7 protein-coding genes and 1 pseudogene are annotated in these 12,718 nt (G+C 72.9%); 3 read left to right on the forward strand and 5 right to left on the reverse strand.

All coding sequences use genetic code 11. From position 1 onward, the window contains the following. Positions 1–10: 10 nt before the first annotated feature. Entirely contained in the window at positions 11–1,642 is a 1,632-nt protein-coding gene (locus ACFXGI_RS25810) for a sigma-70 family RNA polymerase sigma factor (RefSeq protein ID WP_384711065.1), read from the reverse strand. Between the two features lie 323 nt (positions 1,643–1,965). Here ACFXGI_RS25810 and ACFXGI_RS25815 point away from each other — a divergent pair, with 323 nt between their 5' ends. After that, on the forward strand, positions 1,966–2,535 hold the full coding sequence (locus ACFXGI_RS25815) for a GNAT family N-acetyltransferase (protein ID WP_384711068.1): 570 nt from the start codon (positions 1,966–1,968) through the stop codon (positions 2,533–2,535). Between the two features lie 28 nt (positions 2,536–2,563). On the opposite strand, the pseudogene ACFXGI_RS25820 reads toward ACFXGI_RS25815, so the two are convergent. Further along, positions 2,564–4,451: pseudogene (locus ACFXGI_RS25820) on the reverse strand (serine/threonine-protein kinase). A 17-nt stretch (positions 4,452–4,468) separates the two neighbouring features. After that, positions 4,469–4,708: a hypothetical protein gene (locus ACFXGI_RS25825; protein WP_384711071.1), complete on the reverse strand. Its 240-nt coding sequence runs from the start codon at positions 4,706–4,708 to the stop codon at positions 4,469–4,471. A gap of 205 nt (positions 4,709–4,913) precedes the next feature. Here ACFXGI_RS25825 and ACFXGI_RS25830 point away from each other — a divergent pair, with 205 nt between their 5' ends. Continuing rightward, positions 4,914–7,529, forward strand: a complete 2,616-nt coding sequence (locus ACFXGI_RS25830) for a helix-turn-helix domain-containing protein (protein ID WP_384711074.1) — start codon at positions 4,914–4,916, stop codon at positions 7,527–7,529. Between the two features lie 137 nt (positions 7,530–7,666). Here the strand turns inward: ACFXGI_RS25830 and ACFXGI_RS25835 are convergent, their stop codons facing one another. Beyond that, positions 7,667–8,869: an IS110 family transposase gene (locus ACFXGI_RS25835; RefSeq protein WP_384711077.1), complete on the reverse strand. Its 1,203-nt coding sequence runs from the start codon at positions 8,867–8,869 to the stop codon at positions 7,667–7,669. Between the two features lie 210 nt (positions 8,870–9,079). On the opposite strand from ACFXGI_RS25835, the gene ACFXGI_RS25840 reads away from it, so the two are divergent. After that, positions 9,080–10,201: a hypothetical protein gene (locus tag ACFXGI_RS25840; protein ID WP_384711080.1), complete on the forward strand. Its 1,122-nt coding sequence runs from the start codon at positions 9,080–9,082 to the stop codon at positions 10,199–10,201. Between the two features lie 53 nt (positions 10,202–10,254). Here ACFXGI_RS25840 and ACFXGI_RS25845 read toward each other — a convergent pair whose 3' ends face one another. Further along, entirely contained in the window at positions 10,255–12,312 is a 2,058-nt protein-coding gene (locus ACFXGI_RS25845; protein ID WP_384711083.1) for an ABC transporter ATP-binding protein, read from the reverse strand. Between the last annotated feature and the right edge of the window lie 406 nt (positions 12,313–12,718).

The raw sequence follows: 12,718 nt of genomic DNA on the forward strand, positions 1-12,718 counted from the left end.
GCGCGCGCGGTCACCCCAGGGTGAAGAGGAAATTGACGGAGTTGTAGTAGTTGGGCAGCTGTACCAGGTCCGAGCATTGGCGCGGGGAACTGCCCTTCGGCCAGTTCCGCGGGCCCAGCAGGTGGCTGGCGTAGTCGCTCTTCGGGACCGGTGGCACGAACCACAGCCGGAAGGCGCCGGATCGCCCCTCCGGATCGGACCTCCAGAGCTGCGTCTCGCGGCCGGCGCCCGAGCGGCAGGCACGAAGGGCGACATCGACGACGTTTCCACCGGCGGTGGTTCCGTCGAGACACGTACCGGTGCCCGTGTTCCGGAACTGGTACGTGCCCTGGCCGGCCGGCAGACGCTGCCAGCCCTGGGACGGGTCGCCCGTGCACGGCTGGAGCTCCAACGGCCCCTCGGAACCACCGCCGCCGGCGAAGCCGACGCACAGCCGTGAGCCGGTGTTGACCAACGGCAGACCGGTGGGGGCGGCGGTCGGCGAGGGCCGCGCCGGGGACGGCGTGGGAGTGACGGGGGCCGAGGCGGCGACGGCGACGCCCGACACGGGGGCGCCGATGGACACGATCGGCGGCGTCGAGTCCGTCAGGGACGGCAGCAGGTAGGGGTCCGCGTTCGGGCTCGCGACCGCGGGTGTGGGGGTGGGCGTCGGGGCGGCCCGCTCGGGCCGGTCCTCGGCCGGCAACAGGACGAACGCGGTGAGCGTCGTACCCGCGACGGCCGCCGCCGCCGTCCACTTCGCCGCGCCGAACCGCGCCGCGGCCACCTTGAGCCCCACCAGCTTGCCCGCTGCGAGGTGGGCTCCGTGCACCCCGGCGGACAGCGCGGAGGTGGCGGGGTGCCAGAGCAGGATTCCGGCGGGCAGCAGCGCGCCCAGCCGGTCGTTGACGGCTCGCAGATCGCGCTCGGCCCGCCCGCAGCCGTCGCACGCCCGCAGATGCCGCCCCAGGTCACGGGTGACGCGCTTGCCCGGTCGGCGGAGCGCTGCGGCGAGCAGGCCGCCGTAGTGCCGGCACTCGTCGCTCACGCTCTGGTCCAGGTGGGCGCGCAGGTACGCCTCGCGCAGTCCTTCGCGGGCGCGGGCCGCCAGGGAACCGACGCCCCCCGCCGAAATCCCGAGGCGCCGGGCGGTCTCGACCGCGGGCGCGTTCTCGACGACCGCGTCCCACAGCACGGCCTGCCAGCGCTCCGGCAGCGACCGGTACGCCCGCAGGACCAGCGAGCCCTCCTCCGCCAACAGGGCGGCGTCTTCGACGTCCTGGTCGCCGGCCAGGCCCGCGGCCCATGTGTCGAAGTCGCCCGACAGCTGGGTGCGGGCACCGCGGCGTGCCCATTCGGCCGCCACCCGGCGCACGCAGGTCAGCAGGTACGGACGCCAGACGTACTCGGGGCCGGCTCCCCAGGCGACCGCCCGGTAGGTGCGGGCGAAGGCCTCGGCCGCGAGGTCACCGGCGGTGGCCAGATCGCGGCAGCAGGTGCGGGCGTAGGCGAGTACGGCGTCGTGGTGACGGGCGAACACCTCGCCCATCACGTCGCTGAGATCGGCTTCCGCCTCCGATTCGCGCTCTCGGAGCAGCGCGCAGAGCTGTGCGTCGCTGAGGTCGTGGAGGTCCTGTCGGCGGACAGTTCCCGATGTGCTCAACCTTGCTCCCGTTGACTTGCTTTTGGCCGGCACGGCGAATGCCAGGCAGATGGGCAGTGGGGTGCGACGCTGCGCCCGGCCGGAATTCGCGCAAGTGTGCACGTTCCCGAGGCCTGTGAGCAACCGGATGCCCCGGCGCTGTCCGGCCCGGCACGACTTCGGCAAAGGCCTGGCAAAGTCGCGGGACCGCGGCGCGGCCGCGCCGTCTCCCACCTGCACGAGTCCGAACAACAGGCCAGGAGGAGCGAGTGCGGTACCGCGGGATCCCAGCCTTTCCGCCCGGCACGACCGGGACGTCCTTACTCGTGTGATCTTCTGTTCGGATGAGCCTTCACCATCGACCCTCGTCCCTTGCGCCGGCACGCGTTGAGCTGTGTCCGCTCACTCTTGCCGACCAGGACGAGTTCTGTTCGCTCGTGAGTGCCAGTGCCGAGCTGCACCATCCGTGGATGCAACTGCCCGCGACCGCCGAGGAGTTCCAGGGCTGGATGCGCCGCTTCGGCGACGGCGCCAACCTGGGCTTCCTGATCCGCGTACGGGAGACCGGTGCGGCGGCCGGCATGGTCAACGTCAACTCGGTCATCCGGGGGCGCTACCAGGGGGCGTCCCTCGGCTACGCGGCTTTCGCCCCGTCCGCGGGGCGGGGGTACATGGCCGAAGGGCTCACCCTCGCCTTGCGGTATGCCTTCGACGAGCTGCGGCTCCACCGGCTGGAGGCGAACATCCAGCCGGGGAACAAGGCGTCGTTGGGCCTGGTGCGGCGGCTGGGCTTCGGCTACGAAGGCCTGTCCCCCGCCTATCTCTACATCGACGGGGCCTGGCGCGACCACGAACGGTGGTCCATCACCGCGCCGTCGTCCTGGAAGCCCGGTCCTTCCCTCCCCGAGGTCTAGGGCCTGTCCGGATTCGCCTCGGCGGGCGTCAGGCGTTGCGGTAGAACATCGTGCACAGCAGTACCGAGTCGTCGATCACCAGCCAGGCGCGGTAGTCGGTGGAGTCGTTCTGGCTGCGGCGGCAGTTCGCGGCGCTCGCGTCGGCCGGGGCGCGGTAGACGCCGGTGATGTGCAGGACGTAGTCGTAGTCGGCGGGGATGCGGGTGGCCTTGCAGTCCACCAGGGTGAAGGTGCCGAGCTCGACGCTGTTGCCCGGCCCCTTCCCGAGGACGCAGTAGCCGACGTGGAAGATGCGCGTCAGGCAGAGGTTGGTGGTCTTGTAGCGCCAGTACGTCCGGCCGTTGCCGCTCGGGCAGTCCCCGTTGGTGACGGAGCTGACCTGGACGTGCGCCTGGTCGGTGTCGCAGCGGACGGGGCCGGGCGGGACGTCCACGTTCCACTTGTCCGGGTACCCGGTGGCGTAGAGCGGCAGGCAGGAACCCTGCCGGACGGCCAGGAAGGCCTCCTCCGTCCGGTCGCGGGCGGGGGCCGGGGTCGGGGTCGGGGTGGGAGCGGGGCGGACCGGGTCGCTCGTGCCCGAGCCCGTCTTCGCCTCCTCCGACGGGGTGGGAGTGGGGGTACGCGTCGGCGTGGGCCTCTCGGACGGAAGGCGGAGTTCCGTGGGGGTGGAGCGGGGCGTGACGGCCACGGAAGGGGCGCTCCGCGCGTCGGCGGACGTCCCTTGCGTGGCCGTCCACGGCTGCCAGACGAGCAGGGCGATGGCCAAGAGCACGGCGGCGGCGGCCCAGCCGGCCGTGCCGCTGCTCCCTCCTGCACCTCCTGCACCTCCTGCACCTCCTGCACCTCCTGCACCGGCGTTCCGGGCCAGCCTGCGCAGCTCCGCTTCCCGGCGGCGGCGGGCCTCCTCGGCGCGGCGCTCCCGCTCCTGGCGGACGGCCGCCTCCCCGGGGTCGGTGAGTACGGGTATCCGCGGCGGCCCGGGCTCGGCGACTGCTCCCCCCGCCGCGGAGCCGGTCGCGGTGCGGTCCACGTCGAGCGCGCGCCCGTGGGCCTCGTACGCCGTGATCGTCGCCGTCCACTCCACCGGCAGCCAGCGCCGCCCGCGCCGGGGCGCGGAAACGGCGGTCGCCAGGACGGTGGCGAGATCGGGACGCCGGCGCGGGTCGAAGGCCAGGCACGGCTCGATCAACGGGGCCAGGCTGGTGGGCAGTCCTGTCAAGTCCAGCTTCCCGCCCTGGACATGGGCCAGCAGCACCATCGAGGACTCCACCTCCCGGTACGGCGGACGCCCCACGGCGAGGTGGAAGAGGGTGGCTCCCAGGGAGAAGACGTCCGACGCCTCGGTCGACGCCTCCCCGCGCGCCTGCTCCGGAGAGGTGAAGGCGACGGTGCCCAGGGTGAGCGAGGTACGGGTGCGGTCCACGGCGTGCGAGATGCCGAAGTCGATCAGGAGCGGGCCGGTCAGCGGCAGCAGGGTGTTCTGCGGCTTGACGGTGGACGACCCCGCTGCCGTGCAGGGACATCAGCGCCTGTACCACTCCCGCGGCGACGGACGGCACGGCCCAGGCGGCCAGCGGCCCCTGCTCGCGTACGAGATCGGCGAGGGAGGGGGCGGGTACGTACTGGATGGCCATCCAGGGCCGCGGGGCGCCGGGGTCGGCGTCGAGGACGCGGGCGGTGTACGCGGCGTCGACGCGCCGGGCCAGGCGCACCTCCCGCGCGAACCGCTCCCGGTCGAGGCGCTCCACGGGGCCTTGGGCGAGCAGGGTCTTCACCGCGACGAGCGGGCCCCCCGCCGCCGGGCGCGCCAGATAGATCCGGCCCATGCCGCCGGAGGCGAGCCGCCACAGCAGGCGGTAGTCGCCGAGGCGTCGGGGGTCTTCGGCGTCGAGACGCTGTACTGCGATGCCGGGCATGGCCGCCTCCGCTTCGGTCAGCGCCCGCAGGCGGACACGATGATCAGGAAAAGGAGGCCGAGGACGGCCACCGTCGCGCAGCCCGCACAGCTCGTGCCTTCCCCGGCGGGGGCCTTGGCGGCGGTCTCCACCTGGCCGCCCAGGCGCAGTCCGGGGTGCCGGGCGGCGTAGTGGTCCATGTGCCCGCGTTCGGCCTCGGACTCGGTGCCCCAGGGGGTCTTGAACCCGCATTCGCCGCACCAGAACCGGTAGGTCATCACTCTTCTCCTCGGGTCTGCGGAGGGCGGCCGGTGGTGGTGGGGCGGGTGGGTGGCCGCCGGAGGCTCCTCTTTCTCCGAGCGTGGTGTCCGCGCCGGTCGGGGTACAGGTCATGGCACCGGTCACGTATGACCGGTCGCCGCCCGCTACGCTCGCCTGCGGTCCGGGCCGGTCCTCCGGCCCCGGGAGGGGAGGGATCGCCGCGTGACGTCCGATCGACTCGTGCGACTGGCCTCGCTGTTGAAGCTCATGCGGCAGAGGTCGGGGCTGACGCAGGAGCAGTTGGCCGCGGAGTCGGGGGTGAGTGAGAGCACCATCCGGCGGCTGGAGAGCGGCAGGGCCCCGAACCCGACACTGCTCTCGCTGGAGAAGCTGCAGGAGGCCCTGGCGGCCGGGCCCGAGGACCGCAGGGAGCTGGCCGAGCTGCTCGCGAGCGGGCGCGGCGTTCCGGCTCACCCGGACGGGGTGGCGGGAGAGCCGGGCAGGGCGGATGGGACAGGCGAGGCGGATGAGCCAGGCGAGCCGCAGCCCGGGCGGCTGCGGTCCCCCGCGGCCCCTTCCGCGGTGCTGGTCCGGGACGAGGTGCTGTCCGCGGCCCGTGACGTGGCGCTGGAGATCCGGCGCCGCTGGCGGCTGGAGGAGGAACGGCGCCGGGTCCACGACCCCTTCCCGCTGCCGGTGCGCTGGCGGCGTACCGACCCCGCCCTCAGCGATCACGAGGCCAACGTCGAACGCCTCCCGCCGGGCGCCGCGGCGCCCGACCCCGACGACCTGGGCGGCGACCTGCCCACGGTGGCCGATTTCTACCGGCGCAGGCACTCCGGGCGCCTGGTGGTCCTCGGCCGGGCGGGCTCGGGCAAGTCCGTGCTCACGATCCGGTTCGTGCAGGACTTCCTGGAGACCCGCACCGCTCCGGACCGCGTCCCCGTGATCTTCAGCATCGGCTCGTGGGACCCGACGGCCAGGACCCTGCGCACGTGGATGACCGAACGGCTCGTACGGGACCACCCGCACCTGGCGGTTCGCGTGGCGGGCACCTCGATGGCCGGGGCCCTGATCGAGGCCGATCTCGTCCTGCCGGTCCTGGACGGGTTCGACGAGATGGCGGAGGGGCTGCGGGGCAGGGCCCTGGAGCGGCTCAACGAGTTCTCCTCGCCGCTCCTCCTGACCAGCCGGCGCGAGGAGTTCGCCGAGGCGGTGGACGCGGCGGGCACGCCGCTGGTCTGGGCCACCGTCATCGAGCTCGCGGACCTCACCGTCGACGACGTCGCCGCCTACCTGCCGCGGACCGCCCGGCGGAACGGGGGCCAGGGCGGCGGTTACGGCCGGGGCGTGTGGGACGCGGTGACGGAGCGGCTGCGCGAACGGTCCGGAGAGGGCGACGGCCAGGGCCACGGCCACGCAGCGGACCCCCTGACCGGAGCCCTGCGCACCCCCCTGATGACCGCCCTGGCCCGGACCCTCTACAGCGAACGGACCGGGGCCGACCCGGCCGAACTGCTGGACGCGGAGACGTTCCCCGACGAGAGCTCCATCGAGGAGCACCTGCTCGCCGGGTTCGTCCCGGCGGTCTACCGGCGCCGCTCCCCGGAGGCGGAGCATGTGCGGGACTGGGATCCGGACCGGGCCGAGCAGTGGCTCGGATACCTCGCGCACCACCTGGCACACCCCGACCGGGAACGGCAGGACCTCGCCTGGTGGGAGATCGGCGACTTCCTGCCGCGCCGCCAGCGCGTGCTGAGCGTGGCGCTGGCCGCCACCCTCTGCGCCGCCCTCAGCACCTGGGTGATCGGCCTCCTGATCGGCCGGCTCCCCGCGTGGCGGACCCTGGTGGAGGGCGCGCTGATGGGCCCCGCGGCGGGGCTCGCCTTCGCGGCGGTGTACGCGGTCATGATCGCCCGGGGCGGCGGAACCTTCGAGCCCGCCCGCGTACGCCTGCGCCTGCGCCCGCGCCTGCCGGGCGGCGGTCCGGGGCCGGATCCCGTATGGGGCGCCGCGGCGCGGGGTCCGGGCGTGCCGGGTCCGGGCGTGCCGGGTCCGGGCGTACGGGGTCCGGGCGTACGGGTCCCGGCGCGCGCACCGCTGCGGGTGTTCACGGCGCGGTTCGGCGCGGTCATGGCGGGCGGGTTCGTGATGGGCGTGGGCTGCGCCTGCGCCCTGGCGGTCGAGCGGGAACTGGCGTACGGGGCCCTGGTGCTGAACCTCGCGGTCCTGGAGGGGGTGGCCGTGAACATGCTGGTCTTCGGGCTGATCTTCGGTGCGGGGACGGGGCTGGTCTTCGGGCTGCTGGCGGCGTTCGAGGCGCCTCTGGACGTGGCCTCCGCGGCGGACCCGATCAGCCTGCTCGCCGCCAACCGGGCCACCGTCCGCCGACAGCTCGCGGCGCTCGTGCCGCTGCTCGCCCTCTCGGTCGCGTTCGGCGGCGGACTGATCGTGGCGCTGCTGGACGGCTTCCTCGGGGACCTGAACTGGGAGGCGTGGGACGGGCTCTACGTGGGGGCCGTAGTCGGTCTCGGGGGCGGGCTGTCGTACGCGCTGTCGTTCACCGCGTGGGGGCGCTGGGTGGTGCGGGCCAGGCTGTGGCTGCCGATGACGGGCAAACTGCCGTGGGACACGGCCGCGTTCCTGGACGACGCCTACCGGCGCGGGGTGCTGCGCCAGGCGGGCGCGGTGTACCAGTTCCGCCACGTACGCCTCCAGCACCACCTGGGCCGCACGTACCGACGCCGCCAGGCGCAGAGGTCGCAGCGGTGGGCGTCGGTGGGAGCGGGGCGCGGGCCGACCGCATCGCCGAGGGGCGCGCGGCGGACGAGGCGGTGACGCACGGCGGCAAACGGCGGCGGACGATGACAAACGGCCGGGTACCGGGCCACCTTGTCGAGACGCCGGCGGGGTTGTCCAAAACCTGACAACCTGACGGGACGCCGCCCCGTCCAGGAGGAATCTCAATGACCGTGTCAAGCCGCCTGCGTGACCGGCGGGGCGGAGGTGAACAGCCTCTTGTCACGCAGCATCGCCCACAACACGTCGACCCGGCGCCGGGCGAGCGACAGCAGAGCCTGGGTATGCAGCAGGCCCTCGGCACGCTTCTTGAGGTAGTAGTCCCGCGACGTACCAGGCCGCATCATCGCGGTCTGTGCCGCCAGGTAGAAGATGTGCCGCAGGCGCCGGTGGTAGCGCTGGGGCCGGTGGTAGTTGTTGGTGCGGCGGCCGGAGTCCCGGGCGACCGGGGCCAGGCCGGCGTGCGAGGCCAGGCGACCGGCGTCCTTGTAGCCGGACAGGTCGCCGACGATGGCGACGAACTCCGCCCCCAGGATCGGGCCCATGCCGGGCATCGACTCGATGATCTCCGCTCGCTCGTCGGAGCGGAACGTCTCGCGGATCTCCCGGTCGTTGTCCTTGATCCGCTCGTCCAGCGCCAGCAGCTGGTGGGCGAGATCGCCGACCAGTTTCGCCGCCCGCTTCTCGCCCGGCAGCGCGATCTGCTGGGACTGGGCCGCCTCCACCGCCTTCGCGGCGACCGCGTCGGCACCGCGGACCTTGCGACGCTCCAGCCAGGTCGTCAGTCGCTTGACGCCGATCCGACGCAGAGCGGCCGGGGTCTGGTACTCGGTCAGCAGGACGACCGGGCCCTTGGCCGAGGAGTAGTCGAAAGCCCGCTCCAGCGCGGGGCAGATACCCACGAGCAGGTCGCGGAGCCGGTTGATCAGCTTCACCCGGTCGGCGATCAGGTCGGCCCGGTAGTTCGTCAGTACCCGCAGCGTGGTGACCAGTTCCGGCGGCGTGTCCAGCGGGGCGAAGTCCCGCCACAGACGGGCCTGGTCGGCGATGACCAGGGCATCCTTCGCATCGGTCTTGGCCTCACCCCGGTAGGCGCCGGACATGCGGTTGACCGTCCGGCCGGGCACGTAGACCACCTGCTGGCCGTGCGCGACGAGCAGGGCCAGCAGCAGAGCGGAGGCCCTCCCGGAGATGTCCACTGCCCACCGCACCTCATCGGCCCGCTCGCGGGCGGTGTCGATCAAGGTGAGGATCTGGGCCTCGTCGTTGATCACCTTCGTCGAGAACACCGCCACGCCGTCGGCGTCGACCGCCACCGCCCAGTGATGCCCCTTGCCGGCGTCAATGCCGACCCATATCCGTGCGTGAGACGTACTCAAGCCTGTCGCTCCGTTCCACCGTGGCCAGCACTTCCGTGGCCCGAAGAACACCCCGCCGACAGGTCCCTAACCAGCGATGACCGCAGTTCTCAATCAGTGGTCGGAGCATCCCGGAGGACCGGGCGGCCAGTCCTACCGAGTCACCAACGACAACCCGCCATAAGCCACACCCGGTCCTCCCGGACCGCCTTACATTCTTAGGGACCCGCCATGACCGAAACCCTGACCGACGCTGTCGACGCCGGTGGCGACGGCGACGCCGAACGGGAGGCGGTCGAGCGCGAGCGGGCCGAGATGCGGGAGTTCATCAAGGGCCTGAGCGCGGACGACATCAAGTCCGGCAGCTGGTTCACGAAGCTCATGGCCCAGGCCATGAACTCCTACACCGACAAGGTCGACTGGCAGTACTTCCAGGAGCGGTACGAGGGCGTCCCCGCGGATGCCGTCGTCGATCAGCGGATGAAGATGGCCGCTCGGTACGCCGCACTCGAAGGCGGGCTTTCCGCCGGGGCCTACACGGCGGCCGTCGTCGCCACCCTCGGAAGCCTGGGCGGCGCCTCGCCGGCCACGGTTCCGGCCGCCGTCGCGACCGTCATGGTCGACGTCGCGTTCATCACCCGGCTCCAGCTCCGCCTGGCCTACGACATCTCGGTCCTCTACCGGGTCCCGCTCGACCTGTCCGACCCCGATGACATGTGGAAGCTCATTCGAGTGGCCTTCACGATCAAGGGTGGGGAAGTGGTCCGGGAAGGCGTGGTCAAGGCGGTCCCGGTCATGGTCCGGCCGCTGATCAAGCGCTTCTACTCCAAGGCCGTACTGAGCGCCGCGAAGGGGCTCCCCTTCGTCGGGAAGTTCCTTCTGCAGCGCAACGTCATCAAGATCGGCATCCCCGTGGTCGGCGTTCCCCTCGCGGTCGTGTTGAACCGCTATACGACGCTGCTCGCGGGGCGGCACGCGCAAGCCGTCTTCCGGAACGAGGCGCGGGTGATCGAAATCGCCGAGCGCCTGAGCGAGCGGAGTCGGCACCCGCAGTTGATGCTGTGGGTCGCGTGGCTGGCCATCGCGGCGGAGCAGAAGATCGCCGACGACGAGGCGCTGCTGATGCGGCACCTGGTGAGGCTGGTCCGGGATCGGCACCAGGTGGTCGATGAACGGCTCGCCCGCCTCGTCGACATCGATCCCGCCGAGGTGTGGCGGCGCCTGGAGGCCGAGCCGGGGGACCTGAGCGACCTCCTCGACGTGGCCGACCGGGTGGCCACGGTGGCCGGTGCCGTCACGGCGCGCCGCGAAGCCGTCATCTCCGAGCTTCGGGAACGCTGCGGCCGGGCCTGACTCCGTCGCGCCCCGCCTTGGGGCGGTGCGGGCAGCGGTGGGGGCGGACGGGGTCACAGGCCCGGCTCCCCGGCTGCGGCCGAGCCGGGCCTTGGGCCGCCGGTCCGGTGGCCGCCGGTTCGGTACCCGCTGGCCTGCAGGGTGAACATGGCGGCGTAGTCGCCGCCCGCGGCCATGAGTTCGTCGTGGGAACCGGACTCCACGATGCGGCCGCCGTCGAAGACGAGGATGCGGTCGCAGTCGACGACGCTGGCGAGCCGGTGGGAGATCAGTACCGTGATCTGGTCGGTGCGCAGCCGGCCGCGCAGGACCGCTTCGTACACGGCGTGCTCGGACGGCGGGTCCATGCTCGCCGTCGGCTCGTCCAGGAGCAGCAGCACCGCGTCCTGGTACAGGCCCCGGGCGACGGCGATCTTCGCCCACTGCCCCCCGGAGAGCTGTTGTCCGCCCTTGAACCGCTTGGACAGCAGCGTCTTCCACTGAGCGGGCAGCGCCTCGACGACTCCGTCGGCGCCCGCGGCCCGGGCGGCCGCCATCGCCCGCTGGGGCTCGGCCTCGGTGAGCGTGCCGGTTCCGACCGTGATGTTCGACAGCGCGCTGAAGGGGAACCGCACCGGGTCCTGCAGCACGCAGGCGACGCGGCGCTGCACCGACTGGGCGTCCATCTCCAGTACGTCGACGCCGTCCCAGCTGACGCTGCCCCGCTGCGCCTCGTACAGGCCGGCCAGCAGTTTGGCGCAGGTCGACTTCCCCGATCCGTTGAGGCCGACGAACGCCACGGTCTCCCCGGCGCGCAGGGTGAAGGAGACGCCGTTCAGCGCGGGGGTTTCCTTGCCGGGGTAGGTGAAGTGGACGTCCCGGACGGTGATCTCCTTCACCCGCTCCGGTGCCCGCACGTCGGACGTACGGGGCAGGAGGCGGCGGCTGCGCTCCTGGACGGCGAGCAGGTCGTCGACCCACAGGGCGTGCTCGTAGACGAGGTGGGCGACCTCGATGAGCTGGGTGAGGGAGGACTGTCCGACCTGGATGGCCAGGACGGCGCCGGCCCCGGCGGCCAGGGGGAGCCATCCGGCGATCAGCATGGCCGCCAGCGCGGCGTAGGTGATGCCGGTGCCGACCCCGCCCACGGCGCGGCCCGCGAGATTGAGCAGGGCCGAGTTCACGCCCAGGCGGGTGTCCTCTTCGGCGATCTTGGTGGTCAGGCGGCGGTGCTCGTCCAGCAGGGCGCCCTGGGCGGCATCGGAGCGCAGCTCGGCGGCGGCGTCCACGTCGAGCAGAAGCCAGGAGAACACCCGGACGCGGCGTTGCAGCGCGTTCCACCGTTTGAAGGAGCGGAAGCGGGCCCGCGCCGAGTGGACGGCCGCCGCCCCCACCGGCACGACGGACAGCAACAGCAGCGGGAGGAGGGCGGGGTGGAGGATGCCGAGCACGCCGGCGGTGCCGATGAGGCGCAGGGCCGCGGCGGCGAGGGCGACGACCTGCCCGACGATCATCCGCGCGTAGAAGAGCCCGCGGTCGTTGGCCCGGTGCACCTCGTCGTGCCAGTCGGCGTCCTCGACCGCCTCCAGCCGTACGTGTGCGGTGAGGTGCAGGAACTCGGATTCGAGGGCGGTCCGGATCTTGGGTGTGACGCGTGCCTGGGCCGTGGCGACGGCGGCCTCCAGCAGGGACCGGGCGGCGAGGAAACCTGCGACGAGGAGGAGTTGGGGAATGGCCGCGCGCACGCGGTCGGGGGTCGGTCCCTGGGAGAACAGGTGTTGGAGCACTCCGACCGAGGCGATCAGGCCGAGGGCCGCCATGGCCGCCGACGCCAGCTGGCAGAGGACGGCCGTGAGGGTGGACGCGCGGTCCGCCTGCCAGGCGAGCCGCCCGATCAGTGCCGTGATCTTGGGAAGCCGGGCGAGCACCTGGGGCACCGAAGCGCTGGCGGCCGCTCCGTCATGGACCGACCAGTACGCCTCCTCCAGCCCGTCGGTCATGTCTCCGTCCTCCGGGCCGGCGGGCACGGTCGCGGGCGGCAGCGGGAGCGGGTCGGGGTGGGGGCGGGAGTGGGGGTCGGCGGTGCGCGGTCCCGGAATGCCGCCGGCTGCCGCATCGGTGGGCTCGCTCATGCCGCCCGCCTCGCATCCGGTCGTACGGAGCGGCGCGCGCGAACGTCAAGGCGGCGCGGGCCCGGAGGGAGGAAGGCCGGGGCGGGCCGGTGGTGTTCGAATCCGAGAGGGCGGGGGGTGGGGGCGGGGAGGGGATGCACGGCGTCCTCCGTCTGAGCGGTCCGGTGGCACTGGTGCTCTAAAAAACGCTCCGGATTCGAGTCCGTCACGGCCGTTTCGGGGGCAGGTCGTGGACACACGTTCTGGTCCCGGTGGGCGCGCGCTCGGGCAGCGGTCGGCGGCCTTCAAACTCGTTCGATTGGGCAGGCTCACCCTGACGAGGGATTGCCATGCCTCGCCGACGCGCGTTGGGCGGCCCCGCCCGCCACCACCCGCCACCCGCCCTCCGCCCTCCGCCCTCCGCCCT

The sequence above is a fragment of the Streptomyces sp. NPDC059355 genome, assembly GCF_042752335.1.
Lineage (GTDB): Bacteria > Actinomycetota > Actinomycetes > Streptomycetales > Streptomycetaceae > Streptomyces.